Below are 22404 nucleotides of genomic sequence, written 5' to 3' on the forward strand. Positions count from 1 at the left end.
GGGGCGACCGCCCGCGCCGCGACGGCGTCGAGCACGGGGTGGTCCGGCCGTGGTCCGGTCAACCGCCTTCTCCGTCAGGACCACGACCCGACCCCCTCGCTGATCCGGTCGGCGACCAGTTCGCCGACCGGTGTCCGCTTGCGCACCAGGTGGGCCAGCGCGGCGCGCAACGCGTCGCCGCTGGGCAGGGCCGACCCGCCTCGCTCACGCAGCCACGGCAGCCAGCCGGAGACCTCCAGGTCCCCCTGCTCGACCTGGTGGCCCTCCAGTTCGTAGAGCGCGGTGCTGGCCAGCACCGCGTGACCGGTCTCCAGCGCCCGCTGGGACAGCGCGGCGTGCCACTGCCGGGGCGTGGTCGGTTCCGTCGGCGTGCCGGCCTGTCCCAGCAGCGCGAACAGTCCGCGCAGGCTGATCACCGTCGGGTCGAACAGGTGGTAGGCGCGTCCGACGGAGCCCGGTGCCCGGAACAGGTCGACGATCGCGGCGGCGACCAGGTCGACCGGCGCCACCGGCAGGCCGCGGTCATCCGCGGGGTGGAGGCCGAGTGCGACACCTCCGGCGAGCAGGTGCCAGATCACGTCCCGGTCGTTGCACGCGCCCGTGCCGGTGGCGGCCAGCACGTACCCGGGTCGGAACACCCGGACCCGCATGCCGTCGCGCTCGGCGCGTTCCAGCAGGCGTTCACCGACCCACTTGCCGACGCCGTAACCGCCTTGGAGCGGGTCGAGCGGTTGCGAGCGGGTCTCGGCCACCCTGCCGCCTGCGCCCGCCGCCTGGCCGGTCGCGGCGATCGTCGACACGAAGGTGAGGTCGGGGACGCCGGTGGCGCGCATCCAGGCGACGAGGTCGCGCAGCGGCAGGACGTTGTCCTCGCGCAACACCCGGTACGGTTCGGTGAACACCACCCGGGCCGCGCAGTGCAGCACGTGCCCGACCCGGTCGGCCAAGCCGTGCCGGTCGGCCACCTCGGCGATGTCGCGCAGGTCGCCGGGGACCACGCGCACCCGGGCCGGGTCGGGCGCGGGCAGCTCGTACCGGTCGGCCGCCGCGCGGATCCTGTGCCAGGCGGCCGCTTCGTCCTCGGCGCGGACCAGGCAGTGCACCGCGGAATCGGTCGCGTCGAGCAGCGCGCGCAGGAGGAACGCGCCCAGGAAGCCGGTGGCGCCGGTGAGCAGCACGTCGTCGCCGGGCGCGTGCCGCCCCGACAACGGCCCCAGCGGCAGCTCCAGGTCGGCGTCGACCAGTGCCCCGTCGGTCGGCGCCCCACCGGCCCGCCCGCCGCGCGCGCCGGCGTTGCTTCCTGGCTGTCCGCCCAGCCCGTCGCGCACGATGGCGGCGAGCCCGCGCACCGTGGTGCGGCTGCCGCCGACGCGGTCGACGTTGATCGTGACGTCGAACCGGCGCTCGACCTCCAGGGCCATCTGCACCGACAGCAGCGAGTCGCCGCCCAGCTCGCCGAACTCGTCGTCCAACCCGATCGAGGGCAGCCCGAACAGCTCGCGCCACAGCGCGGTCAGGCTTTCCTCGATGCTGTCGCCCAGCGGCTCGGGCACGGCCGGTGGTGCCGCGGGCGCCCGCACGGGGTCGGGACGCAGCGCCTGGTCGTCCAACGCCCAGTAGGCGTGGCGGGTGAACGGGTAGGTGGGCAACGCGGCGCGGCGGTCGGACCCGTCGGCCAGCCGGTTCCAGTCGACCGGCACGCCGTGCGACCACGCCTCGGCGGCCAGCCGCTCCACGTCCGCCGACCCCACCACGACCGGGTGCCGGTCGCCGGGGGAGCCGGTGGTGGTCACCGCGCCGGGTAGCGCGGCCAGCAGTCGGCGCACCGGTTCCGGATCGGTGTCCCCGGTGACGATGATCGCGGCCTGCCGGGTCGCGGCACCCCTGTTCGTGACGGCGTCCGGCGGGTGGGGCAGCCGCAGCGCCGCCGACCACTGATCGGGCGCGACGGTCACCACGCGCCGTTCGTCGAACCCGGCCCGGCCGACCTTGAGCGTGTGCGCCAGGTCGCGGGGCTCCACCCCGCCCGCGTCGATCGCGTCGGCCAGCCGCAGGCACAGCGCGTCCAGCTCGGCGCGGGTGCGCGCGGACACCACGAGCACCGGCCGGGGGTTGGCGGCGCCCGCTCGTGCGGGGAGGGCCGGTGGTGCGGCCAGCACGGCGGCCGCGTTCGTGCCCCCGACACCCATGGAGTTCACCAGCACGTGCCGGTCGGGGTCGGCGGTCCGGGACGCTTCGACCGGCACGTGCAGCGGGCCCTCGGCCAGCATGCCCGGGTCCCGGGCCGCGGAGAACATCGGGTGCGGCGGCAGCGATCCGGTCCGCGCCACGTGCACGGCCTTGATGAACCCGGCGATCCCGGCGGTGGGGCCGGTGTGACCGATGTTGACCTTCACCGAGCCGAGGGCGCAGGGCTCGTGCCCGCGCGCGGAGGGGCGCAGGCCGTCCAGCAGGCCGCGCAGCTCGACGTGGTCGCCCAGGGGCGTGCCGGACCCGTGCGCTTCGACGTAGCGCAGCTGGTCGCCCCCCACCCCGGCGACCCGCAGCGCGCCGGCGACCACGGCGGCCACCCCGGTCGGGCTCGGCGCGGTGTACCCGGTCCGGCCCGCGCCGTCGTTGCCCACGGCCGTGCCGCGCACGACCGCCAGCACCGGGTCGCGGTCGGCCAGCGCGTCGTCCAGCCTGCGCAGGGCCACGACGCCGACCCCGGAACCGAACGAGGTGCCCGAGGAACCGGCGTCGAACGAGCGGCAGTACCCGTCGGCGGACAGCAGGCCACCGGGCCGGTACCGGTACCCGCCCAGCGGTTCCAGCACGGTCGCGCCTCCCGCCAGCGCGATGTCGCACTCGCCCGACAGCAGGCTCAGGACGGCGTAGTGCACCGCGTACAGCGACGAGGAGCAGGCCGTCTGCACGCCCACGGCGGGTCCGGTGAGCCCGAGCTTGTGGGCGACCCGCGAGGGCGTGAAGTCCGGCTGCCCGCCCATGGTCAGGTCCAGGTCGTCGATCGCGGCGGCCAACCCCTCGCGACGGACCTTGGCGGCCAGCAACGCCGCGGAGTACGTGCCGGCGGCGGTGCCGGCGAACACGCCGACCACCGGGCCGGCGGGTGAGGGCGGGTGGCCCGCGGACTCCAGGGCCTCCCAGGACGCTTCGAGGAAGATCCGCTGCTGGGGGTCCATCACCTCGGCGTCGCGCGGTGAGTACCCGAAGAACTCGGCGGCGAAGTCGGCCACGCCGGGGAGGGTCGTGGCGACGGGGACGAAGTCCGGGGCGCGCAACTGCTCCCCGGTCACGCCGGCCGCGGCCAGCCGCTCCGGTGGCAGGTCGCGCATCGACACCGCGCCAGCGTCGATGTTGCGCCAGAACTCCGCCGGTGTCCAGGCGTCGGGGAACCGCAGGCCGACGCCGACGACCGCGATGTCGGTGGAGCTCACGACACCACCTCGTCGCGTCTGGTCCGACCCAGCAGGGCACTGCGGCGGTCCGCGCCCGCGACGGGGACCTCCGCGTCCCCGGTGGAGGACAGCAGCGCCGCCTGGGCGCGGATGGTGCCGTGCGCGAACAGGTCCGACACCCGCAACTCGCGGGTGGTGAGGACGTCAAGCTCCTCCCACAGCATGACCAGCAGCAGCGAGTTTCCCCCCGCGGCCAGGAAATCGACGTCCAGGCCGACGTCGTCGACGTCGAGGACGTCCCGCCACGCCTGCCGGACCTGCTCCAGCAGGTCGGCCTCGTCGTGATCACTCACTGCTTTCCCCTCCCAGTGGTGGTGCGGCCGGATCGGCGGCCAGGTCCGCGGCGCACGCGGCGAGGTCGGCTGCCAGCCGTCCCGCCGCGACCCGGTCGAGCGCGGCGAGCGCGTGGCCCACCACCAGTTCCCACTCGAGCCCGTGGTCGACCGCGGTGACCTCCAGTTCGAACTTCACGTGGTCCGGCACCGGCGGCACCCACGCCGCGGGCACCCCCAGGTCCGGTGGCGCGTCGGTGCCGACTTGCGCGCTCAGGTACACCGGTGTGACCGGCGGCCGGCTCAGGTCGCGGGTCGGGGCCAGGGCGGCGACGAGTTCGTCGAAGGGCACGTCGGCGTGCCGGTAGGCCGACGCGCCCGCGGCGCGCACCCGTGCCAGCAGTTCCCACCAGTCCGCCGCGTTCCGCAGGTCCACCCGCAGCAGCAGGGTGTTGACGAACATGCCCACCACGTCGGCGGCGTCGAGGTCGTCGCGGCCCAACCACGGGAACGCGAACAGGAACTCCCGCTGCGACCCGCGCCGGGCCAGCGCGACTCCCAGCAGGGCGGCCGTGACCAGGAACGGGGAGCAGCCGGCCCGTGCGCCCACCTCACGCACCGCCTCGGTGGTCCGCGGCGACAGGCGGACCGCGGTGTGGTCGGCCTCGGTGCGCTGGACCTGCCCGCGCGGGCGTCGGCCGGGCAGTTCGACGTCGGTGGGCGCGTCCCGCAGCAGCGCCACCACCGGCGCGGCGTCGGCGCGGCGCTCGGGCAGGGATGCCGGGTGCACCGCCGGCGGCAGCGGATCGCCCCGGTAGGCGGCGGCCAGTTGCTCCAGCAGGACCCGGCGCGACCACCCGTCGCACACGGCGTGGTGGACGACCAGCACGTACCTGGTCCGGTCGGGCAGCACGGCGACGTGCGCGCGGACCGGGGCATCGGAGGCCAGGTCGAAAGGGGTCCCGCACAGCTCGGGGACGACGTCGGCCGAGGTGCCCGTCGTGGTGGTGGCGGCGGGGCCGTCCGTGCGGCACCGCACCTGCCGGGCCTTGCGGTCCAGGACGAACCTGGTGCGCAGCGCCGGGTGCCGCGCCAGCACCGCGTCGGAGGCCCGGCGCAGCCGGTCGGCGTCCACCGGTCCCAGGAAGTCCACCACGGTGGGCACGAGGTAGGCCGACCGCAGCGTCGGCACGCGGTCCAGGAACCAGAACCGCTGCTGCACCGACGACGCGGGGTGCTCCACCACCGGCCCCGCGGGGGGATCGGACGCAGCGGTCGGATCGGACGCGGCGGTCGGATCAGGCGCGGCGGGGGGATCGGACGCGGCGGGCGCGGCCACCGGAGCCGGTGCCAGCCGCCGGGCGAGTCCCGCGACCGTGGGGTCGCCCAGGAAGTCGCGCGGTGCGACGGAGACGCCGTGGCGCCGTCGCGCTTCGGCCAACATCGTCACCGCCAACAGGGAGTGGCCGCCGACGGCGAAGAAGTCGGTGTGCGGTGTCAACTCGCGCACCCGCGGCAGAACGGCGCCGAACAGCGCCGCGGCCCGCGCCTCGGCCTCGGTCAGCGCGTCGCCCGCCGTCGCCGGGAGCACCTGTTCGGGCGCACCGGGCGCGCGGGCGACCCGCACCTCCACCGGCAGCGCCGTGACCGGCAGCGCCCGGCGCAACGGCGCCAGCAGTTCGTCCCGGGCGCGGACGCGGTCGTCGGCGACCAGCCGGGCCACCACACCGCCGGGTGTCCGTTCGACCGAGGCGGCAGCGACACCGGGGTGGCCCAGCAGCGCGTCCCGCACGACGTCGAGGTCCGTCACCGGCGCGGCGTCCCCGACCAGCTCGCCCACCGGCACGTCCGGGTCGGCCGTGACCACGGCCAGCACGCCCAGCAGCCGGTCGGCCAACCGGGAGGCCAACCCGGCGGGGTAGCGGTCCGTGGCGACCTCGACGGTTCCGAGCGGTCCGCCGCCCCCGTAGCGACCGTCCTCGACGGTCAGCAGCAGGTCGAACTTCGCCGCGCCGGTGTGCGGGAACCTCAACGACCGCCAGGGCGCGTCACCCGCGGGGGCCGGCGCGTTCTGGAAGGCGAAGGCGGTCGTCGGCAACCGGTCGCGGTCCACCAGCAGGTCCACCGGGATGCGCTGGTTGGTCAGCGTGCCGAACACCTCCCGGCGGCCGTGCGCCACCAGGTCGCCGAAGGTCCACGCGGGGTCCACCTCGGACAGCAGCGGCACGGTGTTGACGAAGAAACCGACCAGCGGTTCGAGGTCCGCGGCGGGCCGGTTGGCGACCACCGCGGCCACGGTGAACCGCCTCGCGGCCGACCACGCGGCCAGCACCGACTGGTAGCAGGCGAGGAAGATGCCGAACGGCGTCGTGCGCAGCTTGCGGGCCAGCACGGCCACGTCGTGCCACAGCGCCTCGGGGATGTCGAAGACGTGCTCCGCCGCGGGGCGGATCGGCTCCGGCGCGACCGCGCGCCGGTCGGGCAGCACCAGGTCGGCGGTCGCCCCGGCGAGGATCCCGGCGCGGGCGGACACGACCTCGGCGGGCGGAGCGACCTCCCGCTCGGCGAAGTCGGCGTAGGTGGGCACCGGCGGCGGCGCGAGCGGGCGCGAGCCGGTGTAGTGCGCGGCGAGGTCGTCCAACAGCACCGCCGCGGACCAGCCGTCCACCGCTATGTGGTGCACCACGAGCAGGACGGTGTCGCCGTCCCGCGCACCCCGCCACACCGCGCAACGCAGCACCGGTCCGGTTTCCAGGTCGAACGGCGCACGGGCGTACGCCTCCACCTCGTCGGCCCGCTGTCGCTCCTCGCCGGGACCGCCTCGCCCGTCGACGACGTCGACGGGCACGACGTGAGCCGGTCCGACGACCTGCTCGGGCGCGTCGCCGCTCCACCGGTAGGTGGTGCGCAACGCCTCGTGCCGGGCGACCACCGCGGCGAGCGCGTCGGCCAGGCGGTCCGGGTCGACGTGACCGCGCCAGCGCAGCAGCATCGGCACGTTGTAGGTCGGCGCTCCTGGCGCGGCCTGGTCGATCAGCCACAGCCGCCGCTGCGCCGCCGACAGCGGCGCCACGCGGCCGCTCACCGGGATTCCCGCCGGCGGACGTGCGCCACCAGGTCGGTCAACGAGTCGGCCAGCAGCACGTCCCCCGGCTCCAGGGGCACGTCCAGCCGGTCGTGCACCCGCGCGGCGACCTGGACGGCCAGGATGGAGTTCCCGCCGCGTTCCAGGAAGTTGTCCGAGCCCGACACCGACGCCACTCCCAGCACGTCCCGCCAGATGGCGCTCACCGCGTCGGCCGTCCCGTCGGCCGCCTCGGGGGAGTCGTGCTCGTCGAGCAGTGACAGCAGCCGCGTCCGATCCGCTTTCCCCGTGAGCCCCAACGGCACGGAGTCCAGCACGACCCAGCGCGACGGCACCATGTAGGAGGGCAGGACCGGGGTCAGGCGGGTGCGCAGCACGGCCGGGTCCGCGGCGCGGTCGGCCGGACCGGGCAGCACGAACGCCACCAGCGCCGCCGCGGGACCGTCTCCCACCTTCTCCACGAACGCGGCGTCGACCAACCCGGTCGCCAGCACGGCCCGCTCGACCTCCTCCAGTTCGATCCGGAACCCGCGCACCTTGACCTGCCGGTCCCGCCTGCCCACCATCTCCAGCGCGCCGCCGGCGATCTCGCGCACGAGGTCGCCGGTGCGGTACTCGACGCCGTGCGGTCCCCGGACGAAGCGCTCGGCGGTCAACCCGGGCAGCCCCACGTAGCCGAGCGCGACACCCGGTCCGCCCACGAGCAGCTCGCCGACCTGCCCCGCGGGCACGTCCCGCAACCCGTCGTCCACCACCCGCACCGCCGTTGCCTGCAACGGGAAGCCGATCGGCACCTGGTCCACGTCGGCGAGGGAGCGCGGGTCGCAGTCGAAGTAGGTGGCGAACGTCGTGGTCTCCGTCGGGCCGTAACCGTTGACCAGCCGACCCGGCGGGCCGGCGGCCAGCACCGACCTGGTGGTGGCCAGGTCCATCTGCTCCCCGCCCACCACCAGGGTTCGCAGATCCCGGAACGCCGAGGGCCGCTCGCGCGCGACCGCGTGGAAGAGCGATGTGGTCAGGAACGCCGTGGTGACGCCCTCCTCGCGCAGCGTCGCGACCCAGTCGGGCACGGCCACCTCGGCGGCACCGGGCACGACGACCAGCGCGGCGCCCGCCACGAGGGTGTTCCACACCTCGAACGTCGTGGCGTCGAAGGCGGGATTGGCCATCAGGGCGACGCGGTCGTGCCGGTCGATCGCGCAGAAGCGGGGGTTGACCGCCAATCGCACCACCGCCCGGTGCGGGACCAGGACGCCCTTGGGGCGCCCGGTGGAACCAGAGGTGTAGCAGGCGTAAACCGGGTCGTCGCCACCCGCGGGGACGTCGGCCGCGCCCGGGGAGTCCACTTCCGACATCCCGATGCGGGACGCGCCGACGTCCGGCCCGTCGCCCAGCACCCACCGCGCGCCCGCGTCCCGCACCACGCCGGCCAGCCTGTCCGGCGGGGAGAGCCGGTCCAGCGCCAGGTAGGCCGCGCCCGCGCGCACCACACCGACCAGGGCCACCACCAGGTCCGGCGACCGCGGCAGGTCCACGCCGACGAGTTCGCCGCGCCCGACTCCGCGGGACAGCAGCCCCGCGGCCACCCGCCCGGCACGTTCCCACAGCCGTCGGTAGCTCAACTCCACGCCGGCCGCGCGGTCGCGCACCGCCAGGGCGTCCGGGAATTCGGCCACCCGCCGCGCGAGCAGGTCCCCGAGACCGGCGGAATTCGATTCCGCCGTGTGTGCAGCACTCATCCCTCGGTACTTCCCCCCCGGCAGAAATACGAATTGAATGCAGGTGCCCGACCCGGCATGAACGGCGAACACGTCGTCTTGGTGCTGTTTCCGGCGCACCTGGCAGTGGCGACCCGACGTGCGGTCAGGGCGCACCGAGTGTAGGCAGAGCGCGACGGAGGAAAACATCGGCCGATCGGCGCAATGGTTGTCCCGCCGGGAAGGGCGCATTACCGGCTATTCTTAACCGCAGCGAATATTGCACCAATCAGCCGAGTGTCCCAAAATGTGGTCGGCACCCCGTCGGATGTTTCCTCGTGTACGGTGTGCATTCGACTGCGTTCGAAGGGTGCTTCCGAGTGAACATGCCGCGCCTGTCCTCACCGTTGTTCCGCTCGGCCGTACGACAACTGCTGGTACCGGGTATGGGCACCGAGGAGGCGGGTCCGCTGCTGGCTGCCCTGATCCGGTTCGCCCGTCCGCAACGGGTGTTGGAAGTCGGCATGGGGTACACCACGCCGCTGCTGGCCGCCGCGCTGGCCGATGTGCGCGACGAAGCGGCGGAGGAAGCGTCCGCGTTGGTGCGCAAGACGCGCAGCCACCTGGCGGACGGGTCCCTGGACGAGGCCTGGTTGCTGGCCGACCCGCCGCTGGTCGACCCCGCCTACCACCTCGTCGAGCGGGTCCCGCACCTGGTGGCGGTGGACGACCTGTCGATCGCGGAGTCCTCCGCCGACCGGGTCGCCGCCGTGCTGCGCGAATGGGGCCTGGACGAGCTGGTGACCGTGGTCGACTCCGACGTGCGGAGGGCTCGGGAGCGGTTGCCCGTCGGCTTCGCCCCGATCGACCTCGCGTGGGTCGACGCCTGGGAATGCCTGTACTTCTTCGACCACTTCTGGGACTTGATCAACCCGGCCGGCGGACTGGTGGTGTTCCACTACCTGGTGGGCTACCCCGAGGGGGAGGCGGTTCTGCGCTACTTGAAGCGCTGGCAGCAGACCCACCACGACACCGTCGAGGTGATGAACCTGGTCGAACCGCACAAAATGGCGCAGAACAGCCTCACCGTGCTGCGCCGCACCACCGGAACCGCAGGCGGCGAACGCACCCACGAGGGTGGTGAAGTGGTCTTCACTGAATCGCTACATGCTGCGGCGCGTTCCCTGCGGGACCGGCTCCCGATCGCGGACTGAACCACCGCAGGCCCGTCGGTTCGACGAAGTTCGGCGGTGACACCGGTTCCGCGGGGGGCTTCGTCCAGTGGGGCGAGCTGTTGCGTGGAATTCCGACTGGACGGGAATACTGGTCTCAATGGGTCATTGACCTTTTTATCGCGTCGGGGGCGGTTCATGGCGACATGAATCCCTATGCGCAGGGGCAGATCCTCCGGTGGTTCTGCTTCCACCGAGTCTTTTCCAACCTCATCCGGCGTTGAGGTGGAGTGTGAGGACGGCTCTGGTCGGGTCGGTGATGCGGGTGGTGGAGCAGCGGAGTCTGCGCAGTAGCCGCCAGTTCTTGAGGGTGGAGACGGCGCGTTCGCCCGGGGCGCGGATGCGGGCGTGGGAGCGGTTGACCGCCTGCTGCCCTGGTGACGAGTTGTGCCACTTGCCTCGGTAGGGGACGCGGACCGGGCCGGTCGAACGAGTTCCGCTCCCGGTCCACCGCGGTCACTCCCGATCCGTTGGCCGTCCCTCGCGGGCAGGCTCTTCCAACACCGACTTCAGCGCGCTCGGCCCGCGGGCGGACTGGGATTGCACCGTTCCCTCGCTGATCCGCGGTACCGCAGCCGTTTCGGCCACCGCGGGACCGCCGTAGTACCGCAGATCCAGGACCGAACACCTCGCCCGGCGGTCACGGCGCTCGGCTTCGTCGATCGCCAACCGCGTCAGCACCTTCCTCGCACACGCGTCGACCCCGTCGGCGTCGATGCGGTGCACTCGCCTGCCCTTGACCCTCACCGCTGTGCACAGCCGTCGCCGGGCACCGGTTGCACGGCACGGCGACGACGTCGCCCGGACCACCCCATCAGACCGCCGGGTGCAGGTGCCGCGAACCGCTCAGGTCGGGTTGCGGTCCGGTCGTGAGTCGTACTCCGCGCGGGCTTGGTCGATCAGGGCGAGGTGTTCGGTGCTCCACTCCAGGAGGGGCAGGGTGGCCGCGCGCAGGGTTGTGCCCATGAGGGTGAGTTCGTAGCTCACGTGGGGCGGCATGACGTTGCGCACGGTCCTGGTCAGGATGCCGTCGCGTTCCAGGCCGCGCAGGGTGACGGTGAGCATGCGCTGGCTGATGCCGTCGATGTCGCGCTTGAGCTCGGTGAAGCGGCGCGGCCCTTGGCTCAGGTGGCGCACGACCAGCAGCGACCACTTGTCGCCGACGAGATCGAGCACCTCGCGGGTCCGGCACGCGTCGGCCGGGGTCTGCGGCGGCTCGTTCGCTGCGGCGGTCATCGTTACCTCCAGGGAACCGGCGCACCGAAATGTGCCTTGTTGCCCGACCCTCACCTCGCGCACCAGAATCAATTCCGGTTCTCAAACGATACCAAGGCACGAAAGGTAACCGCCAGGGCGGGCGTGCCGTCGTGCCCGGAGGGGGAAGATCATGTCGACGTTCCTGCTGGTGCACGGCGCTTGGCACAGCGGCAGGTGCTGGGACCGGGTGGTGCCGCTGCTGGAGGCGGCGGGCCATCGCGTGTTCGCTCCGTCCTTGACCGGCTACGGCGACAAGGCGCACCTGCTCGGCCCGGAGGTGGGGCTGGACACGCACGTGGAGGACGTCGTCGGGCTGATCGACGCCGAGGCGCTCACCGACGTGGTTCTCGTCGGGCACAGCTACGCGGGGCTGGTCGTCTCCGGGGTGGCCAACCGGGTGCCGGAGCGGGTGGCGCACCTGGTCTACCTCGACGCGATGGTCCCCGAGCACGACGAGACCGCGATCGACGTCCAGCCGGTGACCCGCTCCCTGATCGACCTCGCGGCGGCGTCGGGCGTCGCCTGGCGCATCCCCCCGCTGCCGGAGCAGCCGCCACCCCTGGGCCTGTTCGGCGTCACCGACCCGACCGACAAGGCGTGGCTGCGCACGATCCTGTCCGACCACCCCGTGCGCTGCCTGCAACAACCCGTCCACCTGGACAACCCGGCCACCGCCGCGATCCCGCGCACGCACATCCACTGCGTCGCCGCCACGCCCGCGGGCATCACCCGACGCCCCGTCCCGCCACCCAGCCGAACGGCTCCCCGTCCCGGGTGCGGGAACTGCCCACCGGCCACGACTGCATGATCACCACGCCCGCCGACCTCGGCGACCTGCTGCTCGAACTCGACCGGTAGCCGAGGGTCGCCCGGGGACGCCGGCCGGTGCGCCCGCCGCGGGGAGATCCGCCGGGCGTGTGGTGGGTCACCCGGCGGTGACGGCAGGAATTCCCGGACGTGACGGCCGGTTGACGCCAATGCGCTCGTACCGGGTTGAACAGCCAGCCCATCGCCATTGGACCGGGTCGTTCGGGAAGGTTGTCGGTGGGTCGGGACGGATCGGCTGTGGACGCGTCGGTGTCCGCCGACGTGTGGGGTGGCGTGCCGGTGCTGCACGTCGCGGGTGAGATCGACATGACGACGGCGCCCGGTGTGCGCGACGAACTGCTCAGGTGGCTGGAAACCGCCGTGCCGGCGGCCGTGCTGGACCTGACCGGGGTGGTGTTCCTGGCGTCCAACGGCCTGGCGTTGTTGGCCGAGGCCGCGCAGCACGCCGACGAGCGCGGTGTGGCGCTCGCCATCGCCGCGGGTCAACGCGCCGTGCTCATGCCGTTGGACATCACCGGGATGCACGAGGTGTTCACGGTGCGCCCCGACGTCGACCACGCCGTGCGGGCGCTGCGCGGCCTTTCCCCGGGTCCGATCGGCGGGTAGCTCTCCGGTGACCGACCGGGCAGGCAACGCGTCCCGGCCGGGCACAAGCGGGCCGAGCGCCTCCCCAGGGGCTTGACCGCGTGGTCAGCTTGGGAGGCCCTTCCCGAGGAGGTCCACGTGGTTACCCCAGCACACCGAGCCGCACCGACGGCCCCGGTCCGCCCGCTGCCACGAGGAGCGGCCGAGGTCGCCGCGTGGTACCGCAACCACCTCGGGTGGACGGTTCACGTCGTCGACGCGGGCGTCCACCTGGTGCTGACCGCCGGGCTGGTCGCGTTCGAGGTGCCCGCCCACCAAGCCCCGGCCGTCCTGGCGCGGTTGACCGGACTCGGCGCCGCCGGACCCGCCCTGCGCACCGGCACCGACCGCGTGGCCTTCCTCTGCGACGTCAACGACGCCGTGTTCACCCAGGCCGACATGCCCGTCGGGATCAGGCACCTGCGGGCGCCGACGTCGTTGCCCCTGCCCTCGCCGAGGCCGTCGTACGCCTGGTTCGTCGCACCCGATCCCGACCACCGGTGGTTGCCCTCCGCGACCGCCGTCCTGCACGCCGTGCGCGGCGCGGTGGCGGCGGCCGCTCGCGCGGTGGCGCACCAGGAGGTTCCCGTCCACCGCCTCTGGCAGGTCCGCGCGCGGAAGTAGTCGGGGCGACCGGCGAGATGACACCGATCGGCGGTGAGGCGTCCGCGGAGGCGCACGGCCGATCGCCTCCACGCCGTCGATCGGGAATTCCCGGTACCGCCGAAAACAGTATGATCTTACTGGGACCACCGCGCGTTCCGCATTCTCGAATAAATTTCATGCCGCACCCCGCGTTACCGTTGACGCCGGGGTTCGTGGAGGTGCGGGATGACGGATGGCGTCGTGGACAAGTCGACGCCGCTCGCGTCGATGACCGTGGACATCGCAATTCCGGTTTTCAACGAGGAGCGCGCGTTGCCGAGTTGCGTCGCGGCGCTGCACCACTTCCTCTCCGAGCGGATGCCGTTCGACTGGACCATCACGATCGTGGACAACGCCAGCACCGACGGCACCCTGCTGGTCGCCACCGAGCTGGCCGAGCGGTGGTCCCGGGTCCGGGTCATGTACCTGGCCCAACGGGGCAAGGGCCACGCGGTGCGCGCGGCCTGGTCGAGCAGCGACGCGGACGTGGTCGCCTACATGGACGTCGACCTGTCCACCGGGCTCGACGCGGCGGTGCCGCTGGTCGCCGCACTGGCCATCGGCCATTCGGACATCGCCATCGGGTCGCGGTTGGCGCCCGGCGCGCGGGCCGTTCGGGGCGTCAAGCGGGAACTGGTGTCGCGCGGCTACAACGTGCTCCTGCGGCTCACCCACGGAGCGCGGTTCCGCGACGCGCAATGCGGTTTCAAGGCGGCCCGGGCCGACGTGGTGCGCCCGTTGCTCCAGAGGGTCGAGGACAACTCCTGGTTCTTCGACACCGAACTGCTCCTCTTAGCCGAGCACAACGGCCTCAGGGTGCTGGAAATACCGGTCGACTGGGTGGAGGACCTCGACAGCCGCGTCAACGTCACCGGCACCGCCGCGACGAACGTGCGCGGCTTGATCAGAATGGCCCGGACGCGGTTGTCCGGCGGCGCGGAAATAGCCGGGCTGCCGATCCGGTCGGAGCCCAGACCCGTCCACCCCGACGCGGCGCTGCCGGGCCGGGGCGCGGTGCGGCTGCGCAACCTGGTGCTGTTCTCGACCATCGGCTTCATGGCCACCATGACCACGCTGGTGCTCTACACCGTCTTCCGCACCTGGTGGCCGCCTCTGGTCGCGAACCCGGTCGCCATGACGTTGAGCCTGCTGTTCAACACCGAGGCCAACCGGCGGCTGACGTTCCGCGACCGACCCCGGCGCTCGCCCGCGCTGGTCCACGTGCAGTCCCTGCTGGTGTTCCTGCTGTACTGCGGGTTCACCTCCGGCGCGCTGCTCGTCCTCGACGTCGCCGTCGACCACCCGTCGAGGCTGGCCGAACTCGTGGTGCTGCTCGCCTCGTCGGCCCTCGGCACGCTCGGCCGGTTCGCCCTGCTCAACACGTGGGTCTTCCGGGCGCACCCGGCGGTCCACCTGCCCGTGCCCCGCTCTCCGGAGGAGTGGACGACGTGACCCACCCAGGATTGCCCGTCCGCTCCGCACCGGCGCCGGCGCACCGCCCGCCGCCCCGGGTGGTCGTCGCGGCGGTCGCCCTCGCCGCGCTCGTGACGGCCGCCCTCGCCGCGACCATCCCGATCGGCGGCTCGATCTGGATGCTGGAGGTCGACTTCAAGGTCTACGACCTCACCGGGTCGGCCGTGCTGCACGGCGTGTCGCCCTACGACATCGCGGCCGACAACGGGTTCCAGTTCATCTACCCGCCGTTCGCGGCGCTGCTGCTGATCCCGCTCGCGCTGACCGGCGTGCACGTCGGGTTCGTCCTCTGGACGTTCCTGTCGGTGCTCGCGCTCGAAGCGGCGGCCTGGCTGGCGATGGGGCTGGTCGAGGAGTCGCCGGACCGCCGGGCGAAGTACGCGCTCCTGGCCACCGCCGTCGCGCTGCCGTCGGGTGCGCTGGTGATGCACCTCAACGTCGGCCAGATCACGGTGTTCCTGATGCTGCTGGTCCTGTTCGACCTGACCCGCCGGCCGGGGCGCGCGCAGGGCGTCGCCATCGGGATCGCGGCCGGCATCAAGCTGACCCCGCTCATCTTCATCGCCTACCTCCTGCTCACCCGGCGGTTCCGCGCCGCCGCCGTGGCCACCGCGTCGTTCCTCGCCACCGTGCTCATCGGCTTCCTGGTGATGCCGGGAGCGTCGGTGGCGTGGTGGGGCGGGCTCGTGCTGGACACCGACCGGATGAAGGCCACGGGCGCGGCCGCGCCGTTCAACCAGTCGCTGCACGGCGTGCTCGACCAACTGCCCGGACCGCTGTCCGCGCAGGGGCTGTGGGTGGCGCTGGCCCTCCTGGTGGGCGTCGCCGGGCTGGCGGTCGCGGCGTGGGCCCACCGGCGCGGCCTGGAGGCGGCGGGGGTGCTGGCGTGCGCGGTGACCGGGCTGCTGATCTCGCCGCTGTCCTGGCCGCAGCACTGGGTGTGGCTGGTCCCGGGGTTCGCGCTGTGGATGTGGTGGGCGAGGCGTCGGCGCAGCGCGGCGCACGCGGCGGGGGTGGTGTCGCTGTGGTTGGTCACGGCCGCCGCGGGCGTGCTGACCTACGTCGTCGTGGTCGCCGCGCCGGACCTGGCCGTGGCGTTCGACTCCGTGCCGGGCAGCAAGGCGGCCATCGTGCTGCTGCACGCCCTGCAACTGCTGGCCGGCCTCGCCTTCCTCGGCGTGCTGGCCGCCGTCCTGCGGCGGGCCGACCGGCCGGCCGGACCGCGGCTGACCGCGCGGTCCGGCTGACGCCGCCGGTTCAGCCGCTGAAGACCGGGGTGATGCCGTAACTGCTGTCGTGCCACGAGTCCGTCGGGAAGCCGCCGTCATAGTTGTACACACCGGCCGCCACCGGCAGGCGGAACGGGGCCGAGACGACCTCCCCGCTGAACTGCCACTGCGCCGAGCGGTACGGCAGCCCGGCCGTCCAGTACGAGACGACGTAGCGCTCACCGGGCACCACCCGGGCGTCCTGGGGCAGCGAGACCTCCCGGCCGAACGCCGGCACGCTCGTCACGTCGGCCAGCACGGCACCGGTCGAGGTCCACAGGCGCACCCGCACCGGGGTCGCCGGCGCGCCGGGTCGCTGGACCTCCACCCGGGAGATGCGGCCGGGGAGGTCCACTTCGAAGGTCAGGCCCAGCTCCACCGGCTGCGGGTCGTCGTCCGCGGTCGCGTACACGTTGGCGATGAACGGTTTGCAGCCCGTCGTGCACAGCAGCGGCCGCGCGGTCGACGGGCCGCCGACGTGGACGACCGTCGTCATCGGCGGGCCGGTGTCGTCGCCCAGGTGCGCCCGCGTGGTGATCGAGAGGTCGCCCTCCACGGTCGGGGTGTAGGTGTACTGCCAGTTCAGCGAGGGCCGCGGCAGGTCCACGTAGTCCCACGTCGCGCCGCCGTCGAAGGAGATCTCCGCCCACTCCGAGTAGCCCGTCTCCCCGTACTGCGAGCTGCCGCTGATCAGCAGCGGGACGCCGACCTGCACGTGCGCTCCGGGCGTGGGCGTGAAGAGGTTGACGAGAGGGGTGTACGGGCCGGCCGCGGCGGTGCCGGCCGAGCCGACCACGCTCCCCGCGACGAGTGACGCGGCGACCAGGGCACGGGCTAATCGGGGCATCGGGGTTCCCTCCGGGAAGTAGGCGCCAAGCACGTGATCGCCCGCCACGACCACTCCGCTACGCGTTCCGCGCGCGATTGCTGCGGTCGCCGGGATCGCCGGTCCCCGCGGCCCACGGGCGCGCGGTCCGTTCGGACGCGGAGCGGCACGGCCCGAGCGGGCCTCGTGTCGTGCCGAACGCCGGATTGAGATGAACGCCGGATTGAGACGAACGGGTGAACTTGCTTTCACCACCGCGGCTTCACGGCACTCGTTGTGCAGGAGCCGGGGCACGGTCCTAATTTCGAATCCTGGTGATCATCGAGGCGGATTGAGGCCCATGCTCGACAACACCCGCTTATCCGGAGCGGCCGGTTCCGGAGCGGTCGGTTCCGGCGCCGCGGACGGCGCAGGCCCGGTAACCCCCGTCCAGGAGTACTTCGACCGCTCGTCCCTGGGCTTCGCGGTCTTCGACGACGCGGGCGTCGTCCGCCACGCGAACGCGGCCCTGTGCGCGCTGCTCGGCCGGCCCGCCGGGGCGGTGACCGGCACCCGGCTGGGGGAGCTGTTCACCACCACCGCCGACCTGGGCGCGGACCACCTGCGCGTCGACGCCCGCGCGGTCCGGGCGGGAGGCGACGAGGTCGAGGTGGTGCTGGACGTGGCACCGGTGGGCGGAGGTCTGCGGGCGGCGGTCGTGGTGGACGTCGGCGAGGTCGTGGCGCTGCGCGGGGCGTTGATCCGGCAGAGCCTCAGCGACCTCGTGACGGGGCTGCCCAACCGGGTCCAGTTCCTGCGGTGGCTGGAACGCTGCACGGGCGAGGTGGGGTTGGTGCACCTCGACGTCGACGGCTTCCACGTGGTGAACGACGCGCTCGGCCACGACGCGGGCGACCGGTTGCTCAAGTCGGTGGCCGGGCGGCTGCTGGACACCTGTTCCGCGCGCGGCCGGGTCGCCCGCACCGGGCCCGACGAGTTCACCGTCCTGGTGACCGACCCGACCGGCGCCGCCGAGCTGGTGGGCGTCGTCGAGGAGTTGGACGCGTCGCTGGCCGAACCGCTCTACCTCGGGGACACGGGTGTCGGCGTGACGGTCAGCGCGGGCGTCAGCGTGCAGCGCTGCGCCGGCCGCACGGCCGCGGACCTCATGCGCACCGCGGAGGTGGCGGCCCGCTGGAGCAAGCAGGACGGCCGCGCCCGCTGGACGCTCTACGACCCGCGGCGCGACGCCGACGAACGGCGGCGCTTCGCCTTGGCCGCCGCGGTCGCCGGCGCGCTGGAGGACGGCGAGATCGACGTCCGGTTCGCCCCGGTGTTCTCCCTGCCGGACCACGAGGTGATCGCGCTCCAGGCGTCGCTGCACTGGGAGCGCCCGGGGTTCGAGGGCTTCGACCAGGGGTGGTTCCCGGAGCTGTCGGAGACGACCGGCAGCGCGGCCCGCCTCGGGCACGAGGTGCTGGCCGGCGCCTGCGCGCACGCGAGCCGGTGGCGGGCGGAGTTCGGCGACCGCACGCCCCCGGTCGCCGTGCGGCTGTCCGCGGGCCAGTGCCGCCGCCCCGAGCTGTTCGCCGCCGTCCGCGACGTCCTGGCCGGGACCGGGCTGCCCGCCGACCGGCTGTGGCTGGTGGTGGCGGACGACGTGCTGCTGTCGCTGGACGCCGACCAGGTGGAGGAGCTGGACATCCTCACGTCGGCGGGCGTGTCGGTCCTGCGCGAGCAGCGGGGAGGCGGCCGCTTCGACGCCTTCGGGAGCACCGGCGTGCCCACCAGCGGCCTCAAGGTCGACGGCAGCGTCGTGCGCGGGCTGGACGACACGGCCGAACCGGTCGTCCGCTCCGCCGTCGTCGGCATGCTCTCCTGGGCGGTGCGCAACCTCGACAGCGACCTGTTCGCCGACGACGTGCGCACCGAGTCCGAGGCCCGCGGGCTGGCCGGCCTGGGCGTCACCGCGGCGCAGGGGCCCTACTTCGGCGACCCGCTGCACCCCGACGACGTGAGCGCCCTGCTCCGCCGCGCTTGAGCGGGCGGCGGTCAGGTGCAGTACAGCTTGGTCAGCGCCGCCACGTGCATGGCTCCCGCCGCGCCCCGACCGCGGTCGTGCAGGACGACCTTCAGGGTGCCGCCGGACACCGGGTAGCCGCCGACGGACACCCACTTGCCCAGGAACTTCGCCTGGACGAACTGCGGCTGGCCGACCTGCCTCGTGCCGTCGTGGATCGTGTAGAGGGTGGCCTCGTCACCGTTGCCCACGTGCGACTTGTCGTTGGGGATCAGGACGTAGACGTCGCAGCGCTTGACGCCCGTGCCCACGTCGAAGGACCAGCTCGCGCCGTGGCTGCCGTCCCGGCCCGGGTCGCCGGACTTGCCCAGCCACAGCGAGCGCCCGCACCCCTCGCCCGACGCCTGGTAGCCGGCCGCCTCGAACCTGGTGTACGCCGGGGCGTTGCCGCACGCCGGGCCGGTCCACACCTCGCCGGTCGGGCGGGGTGGCGCGGCCTGTTGCTGAGCCTGTTGCTGAGCCTGCTGGTCGGCCGCCGGGGGCGCCGGCGCGGGGACCGCCGCCGCGTTGCCGTTCGGCGCGGGTTGTTGCCCCGCGGGCTGCCCCGCCGCGGGGTCCCGCGGTGCGGGCTGGTCGGCCGGGGCCTGCGGGGTCGGGGCGTCGGGCTGGGGGACCGCCGCCACGGCGCTCGTGGGGATCTCGGGCAGGGTCTCGTCCGCCTGGGGCACCATGCCCGGCTGGTTGGTGGGGCCGTCGTGCACGGCCGGGGTGCCGTCCAGCGTCAGGGGTTCCGGGTCGCCGCCCTTGGACAGCAGGGGGATCGCCACGGCCGCCAGCACGAGGACGAGGCCGACCATCGCCGCGGCCGCCGCCATGGGGCGGGACACGCGGTTCCGCGGTTCCGCTTCCGCTTCCGGCTCGGTGGCCGGGACGGGGACGGCGGGGGCGGCGGTGACGGCGGTGACGGGTTCCGCCTCCACCGGTCGCTCGGGCGCGCCGATCACCCCGTTCTCGCCGACGTGCCGCTCGGTGCGCACGGTCGGCTCCTGCGGCTCCACGTCGCCGATCACCGGCTGGACGACGACCCACTCGGCCTGCTGCGTCGCCGCTTTGCCGACGGCTCCGGTCACTGCTCCTCCTCCGCGTCCGGGCCGATCCCACCCCGGCACCAGGTGGGCCACGGTCGGTTGGATCGGGGGGCGATGTGTTTGGTCAGGGCGGCCCGCAGGCGCTCCGCCTCGGCCTCGCCGGGCGGCACGGGGTCCGCGCCCGAGTCGGTCGGCGGGAGTTCCGCCAGCAGCACGGCCGGGACGTCGGCGGTGGTGTCCACGTCCAGGACCGCGAACCGGCCGCCCGGCGGGAACACGACGCGACCCGGGTCGTCCACCAGGGCACCCACGTCGCGGGCGGTGCTCGACCAGATCAGGTACTCGGCCGGCGCGCCCGCGCCCGGCCGGGTGGTCGCGCTGACCGGGGCCGGCTCGACCAGGACGTCACCGGGCCGGTGCCGGGTCGGGGCCGACGCGGGCGCGGCCCGGTGCACGGGGCCGTGGTGGGACGGGAGCCGCCGCAGCGCGGACGCCGCGCCCACGGCGAGGGGCAGCAGCGTGCCGGGGTCGCCGCGCAGGGCCCGGTCGAGGTCCGCGGTCCGCTCCGTCAGGTACGCGTGCAGGGCGGCCAGGTCCGTCCGGGCCGGACCGGGCTCCGCCAGCGGGCCGACCGCGTCCACGTGGGCCTCGTACCGGTCGCCCAGGACGGCGGAAAGGCGTTCGTCGGCCGTGCCGTGGTACGGGGAGGCGACCGCTTCGGGCAGGCGCAGGGGGACGCGGCGGTGCGCGGCCAGTTGCGCGGCGGCACCTCGGCCGGCCGCCGTGGGCGTGCCCAGGACCGACAGCCGCGTGCGGCGCAGGACGGCGGGTTCCAACTGGTCCAGCAGTGCGGGCAGGACGGTCCACACCCCGTCCGGCAGGGTTTCGCCCGGCTCGCCGACGGCGAAGGTCATCTCGCTCGGGTCGACCGGCGCGCCCAGCGGCAGGGGCCGGCCGCGGGCGGACTCCTGCCGCAGCCACAGGCCACCGCGGGTCATGGTCAGCAGCCAGTCGTCGCCCACCCGGAACGCGCCGGGGGCCTCGTCGGGCACCAGGTCGGGGATCGGGGCCCGCCAGCGGTGGGGGACGCCCGCCGCGCCGCCCGCCATGCCGCACCGGATCTCCAGCAGGTACGGCGACCACGACGGCGCGCCCGCGTCGTCCAGGAGCACGACCTCGGGCTTCTCGTCGCGCACCAGCGGAACGCCGTTGACCACCGTCACGTCCCGGCCCAGCGCGTCGGCGACCACCAGGCCCAGCGCCACCGCGTCCTGCGCGGACGCGCAGACCAGCCGCGCCGAGGCGCGCACCGGCGCGGGCAGCGTGACGAGGTAGGCGGCCACCTCCTCGCCGCGCACCACCGGCCCGCCGGGCGTGCCGACGAACACCGTGGGGCGGTCCGGGTCCGGTGGCGTGCCCAACCACGAGGGGTCGGGCGGGGCGGCGGCCGACCGCAGCACCACGCCCGCCGGCACCGGCTGCGTCACCAGCGACCCGTGCACCGAGGGCCCGTCGTCACCGGGCAGCGGCTGCCAGGCCGGGGCCGGGTGGCGGGGGCCCAGCGCGCGGGGCGGGCCGCCGGGCGCGCACCGCCACCACGTGCCGGCGACACCGGGGCCGGCTCCCCGCGCGAACAGGGTCGTCCCGGCGACCACCACGCCGCCCGACGGCACCAGCAGCTCCACGCCGGTGCGCTCCGTGAGGTCCTGCCACCACGACGACGACGCGACCGGGAACACCTCGTGCGGCACCACGCGCACCACCCGCGTGCCGCGCCGGGCCAGGTCGACCACCAGTTCGGCGACCCGGCCGAGCACCTCCCCGCCCGCCGCGCCGGCAGCGTCGACCACGATCGACACCGGGTCGGCGGGCAGCGCGACGGCCAGCCGGTTGGCCGCGACGCCCCGGTGGCGCTCGGCGCGCACCAGGTACGCCGCGGCGACGCGGTCCACCACGACGGCGTGCTCGGCGCGCGACCGCCTGAGCGGGCGCAGGGACATGGTCATGCCGCCTCCGTTCGGACCGGCGTCCGGCGCAGGTCGTCGACCGGCACCAGGACGACGGCCGGGCCGGTGGGGTTGAGGTAGAGGTCGTGGCCCTCGGGCAGCCGGGGCAGCAGCTCCACGACCGGGATCACCTCGTGGCGCAGCGGACCCGCGGCGTCGAGGTGGACCGCAGAGCTGTAGACCGGGACCACGGCGGCACCGTCCGGGGTGGACGCCGTCACGATCCGGTCGTCGGCGGTCAGCAGCACCGCGACGACCGCCTCCGCCAGCTCCCGGTACAGGGTCGCCGCGTCGCCGTAGCCGGTGGCGGCGAGCTGCGCGGCCTCGTCCACCGCGTCGGTCGGCTCGGCCCAGCCGCGGGCCGCGGGGGAGGGGCGGTAGTCGTCGTTGTCGCGCCAGTCCGCGACCTCGCCGCCCTCGTCGGACCACCAGTGCCCGACCAGCGCCCACTCGGGGGGCGCGCCCGGACCCGACCACGCCGGGTCCACCAGGCCCAGCCACTGCCCGGGTGCGCGGCTCGCCGCCTCGCGGACCTCCTCGGGCACGGGTGACCGCAGTCGGATGGCCGTGTCGTCGCTCATGCGCTCCTCCTCGGGGACCACGGCAGCCATTGACGTGTCGATCGGGTCGGTGCCGACGCTATTGG

17 protein-coding genes and 1 pseudogene are annotated in these 22404 nt (G+C 74.2%); 7 read left to right on the forward strand and 11 right to left on the reverse strand.

Features of this window, described 5'->3' with window-relative positions; all coding sequences use genetic code 11:
• Positions 1-74: 74 nt before the first annotated feature.
• From ACIGNX_RS01440 to ACIGNX_RS01455, 4 genes are read right to left on the reverse strand one after another with little or no spacing between them, the layout of a single operon-like run.
• Positions 75-3437 (reverse strand): thioester reductase domain-containing protein, encoded by a 3363-nt coding sequence (locus ACIGNX_RS01440; protein ID WP_396535076.1) that lies wholly within the window; start codon positions 3435-3437, stop codon positions 75-77.
• Positions 3434-3751 (reverse strand): phosphopantetheine-binding protein, encoded by a 318-nt coding sequence (locus tag ACIGNX_RS01445; protein ID WP_396535078.1) that lies wholly within the window; start codon positions 3749-3751, stop codon positions 3434-3436. The genes ACIGNX_RS01440 and ACIGNX_RS01445 overlap by 4 nt, the downstream gene beginning before the upstream one ends.
• Positions 3744-6815 carry a condensation domain-containing protein gene (locus ACIGNX_RS01450; RefSeq protein WP_396535080.1) on the reverse strand — a complete coding sequence of 1024 codons (3072 nt, stop codon included), beginning with the start codon at positions 6813-6815 and terminating at the stop codon, positions 3744-3746. The genes ACIGNX_RS01445 and ACIGNX_RS01450 overlap by 8 nt, the downstream gene beginning before the upstream one ends.
• A complete protein-coding gene (locus tag ACIGNX_RS01455) occupies positions 6812-8554 on the reverse strand; it encodes an amino acid adenylation domain-containing protein (protein ID WP_396535082.1) in 1743 nt (580 codons plus the stop codon). The genes ACIGNX_RS01450 and ACIGNX_RS01455 overlap by 4 nt, the downstream gene beginning before the upstream one ends.
• Positions 8555-8958: 404 nt before the next feature.
• Between ACIGNX_RS01455 and ACIGNX_RS01460 the strand changes: the two genes are divergently transcribed.
• A complete protein-coding gene (locus ACIGNX_RS01460) occupies positions 8959-9726 on the forward strand; it encodes a hypothetical protein (RefSeq protein ID WP_396535084.1) in 768 nt (255 codons plus the stop codon).
• Between the two features lie 228 nt (positions 9727-9954).
• Here ACIGNX_RS01460 and ACIGNX_RS01465 read toward each other — a convergent pair.
• The 3 genes and pseudogenes from ACIGNX_RS01465 to ACIGNX_RS01475 all read right to left on the reverse strand — a co-directional run.
• A pseudogene (locus ACIGNX_RS01465) lies at positions 9955-10194 on the reverse strand (transposase family protein); the annotation flags it as partial.
• Positions 10195-10200: 6 nt separating this feature from the next.
• On the reverse strand, positions 10201-10470 hold the full coding sequence (locus ACIGNX_RS01470) for a hypothetical protein (RefSeq protein WP_396535086.1): 270 nt from the start codon (positions 10468-10470) through the stop codon (positions 10201-10203).
• A 120-nt stretch (positions 10471-10590) separates the two neighbouring features.
• Positions 10591-10980 (reverse strand): winged helix-turn-helix transcriptional regulator, encoded by a 390-nt coding sequence (locus ACIGNX_RS01475; protein ID WP_396535088.1) that lies wholly within the window; start codon positions 10978-10980, stop codon positions 10591-10593.
• A gap of 151 nt (positions 10981-11131) precedes the next feature.
• Between ACIGNX_RS01475 and ACIGNX_RS01480 the strand changes: the two genes are divergently transcribed.
• The 5 genes from ACIGNX_RS01480 to ACIGNX_RS01500 all read left to right on the forward strand — a co-directional run bounded on the left by ACIGNX_RS01480 (position 11132) and on the right by ACIGNX_RS01500 (position 15818).
• Positions 11132-11809 carry an alpha/beta fold hydrolase gene (locus ACIGNX_RS01480; RefSeq protein WP_396535090.1) on the forward strand — a complete coding sequence of 226 codons (678 nt, stop codon included), beginning with the start codon at positions 11132-11134 and terminating at the stop codon, positions 11807-11809.
• 257 nt (positions 11810-12066) lie between these two features.
• Positions 12067-12435 (forward strand): STAS domain-containing protein, encoded by a 369-nt coding sequence (locus tag ACIGNX_RS01485; protein ID WP_396535092.1) that lies wholly within the window; start codon positions 12067-12069, stop codon positions 12433-12435.
• A 117-nt stretch (positions 12436-12552) separates the two neighbouring features.
• A complete protein-coding gene (locus tag ACIGNX_RS01490) occupies positions 12553-13077 on the forward strand; it encodes a hypothetical protein (RefSeq protein ID WP_396535094.1) in 525 nt (174 codons plus the stop codon).
• A gap of 207 nt (positions 13078-13284) precedes the next feature.
• Positions 13285-14550 (forward strand): glycosyltransferase, encoded by a 1266-nt coding sequence (locus ACIGNX_RS01495; protein ID WP_396535096.1) that lies wholly within the window; start codon positions 13285-13287, stop codon positions 14548-14550.
• Positions 14547-15818 carry a glycosyltransferase 87 family protein gene (locus ACIGNX_RS01500; protein ID WP_396535098.1) on the forward strand — a complete coding sequence of 424 codons (1272 nt, stop codon included), beginning with the start codon at positions 14547-14549 and terminating at the stop codon, positions 15816-15818. The genes ACIGNX_RS01495 and ACIGNX_RS01500 overlap by 4 nt, the downstream gene beginning before the upstream one ends.
• 10 nt (positions 15819-15828) lie before the next feature.
• Here the strand turns inward: ACIGNX_RS01500 and ACIGNX_RS01505 are convergent, their stop codons facing one another.
• A complete protein-coding gene (locus ACIGNX_RS01505; protein ID WP_396535100.1) occupies positions 15829-16686 on the reverse strand; it encodes a DUF4082 domain-containing protein in 858 nt (285 codons plus the stop codon).
• A gap of 319 nt (positions 16687-17005) precedes the next feature.
• Here ACIGNX_RS01505 and ACIGNX_RS01510 point away from each other — a divergent pair, with 319 nt between their 5' ends.
• Entirely contained in the window at positions 17006-18685 is a 1680-nt protein-coding gene (locus tag ACIGNX_RS01510; RefSeq protein WP_396535102.1) for a diguanylate cyclase domain-containing protein, read from the forward strand.
• 11 nt (positions 18686-18696) lie between these two features.
• Here ACIGNX_RS01510 and ACIGNX_RS01515 read toward each other — a convergent pair whose 3' ends face one another.
• From ACIGNX_RS01515 to ACIGNX_RS01525, 3 genes are read right to left on the reverse strand one after another with little or no spacing between them, the layout of a single operon-like run.
• Positions 18697-19794: a hypothetical protein gene (locus ACIGNX_RS01515; RefSeq protein ID WP_396535104.1), complete on the reverse strand. Its 1098-nt coding sequence runs from the start codon at positions 19792-19794 to the stop codon at positions 18697-18699.
• Complete coding sequence (locus tag ACIGNX_RS01520) at positions 19791-21758, reverse strand: hypothetical protein (protein WP_396535106.1); 1968 nt, start codon at positions 21756-21758, stop codon at positions 19791-19793. Before ACIGNX_RS01520 ends, ACIGNX_RS01515 begins: the two co-directional genes overlap by 4 nt.
• The gene (locus ACIGNX_RS01525; RefSeq protein WP_396535108.1) at positions 21755-22339 is read right to left on the reverse strand and encodes a type VII secretion system-associated protein; all 585 of its coding nucleotides are present in this window, start codon (positions 22337-22339) and stop codon (positions 21755-21757) included. The genes ACIGNX_RS01520 and ACIGNX_RS01525 overlap by 4 nt, the downstream gene beginning before the upstream one ends.
• Positions 22340-22404 lie beyond the last annotated feature (65 nt).

The organism is Actinosynnema sp. NPDC053489 (assembly GCF_044544865.1).
Lineage (GTDB): Bacteria > Actinomycetota > Actinomycetes > Mycobacteriales > Pseudonocardiaceae > Actinosynnema.

Excerpts from the sequence above, each read along its gene's own strand:
- ACIGNX_RS01460 (WP_396535084.1), top strand. The coding sequence starts at position 8,959 with ATGGGCACCGAGGAGGCGGGTCCGCTGCTGGCTGCCCTGATCCGGTTC.
- ACIGNX_RS01475 (WP_396535088.1), bottom strand. The coding sequence starts at position 10,980 with ATGACCGCCGCAGCGAACGAGCCGCCGCAGACCCCGGCCGACGCGTGC.
- ACIGNX_RS01480 (WP_396535090.1), top strand. The coding sequence starts at position 11,132 with ATGTCGACGTTCCTGCTGGTGCACGGCGCTTGGCACAGCGGCAGGTGC.
- ACIGNX_RS01495 (WP_396535096.1), top strand. The coding sequence starts at position 13,285 with ATGACGGATGGCGTCGTGGACAAGTCGACGCCGCTCGCGTCGATGACC.
- ACIGNX_RS01525 (WP_396535108.1), bottom strand. The coding sequence starts at position 22,339 with ATGAGCGACGACACGGCCATCCGACTGCGGTCACCCGTGCCCGAGGAG.
- ACIGNX_RS01505 (WP_396535100.1), bottom strand. The coding sequence starts at position 16,686 with ATGCCCCGATTAGCCCGTGCCCTGGTCGCCGCGTCACTCGTCGCGGGG.
- ACIGNX_RS01520 (WP_396535106.1), bottom strand. The coding sequence starts at position 21,758 with ATGACCATGTCCCTGCGCCCGCTCAGGCGGTCGCGCGCCGAGCACGCC.
- ACIGNX_RS01455 (WP_396535082.1), bottom strand. The coding sequence starts at position 8,554 with ATGAGTGCTGCACACACGGCGGAATCGAATTCCGCCGGTCTCGGGGAC.
- ACIGNX_RS01510 (WP_396535102.1), top strand. The coding sequence starts at position 17,006 with ATGCTCGACAACACCCGCTTATCCGGAGCGGCCGGTTCCGGAGCGGTC.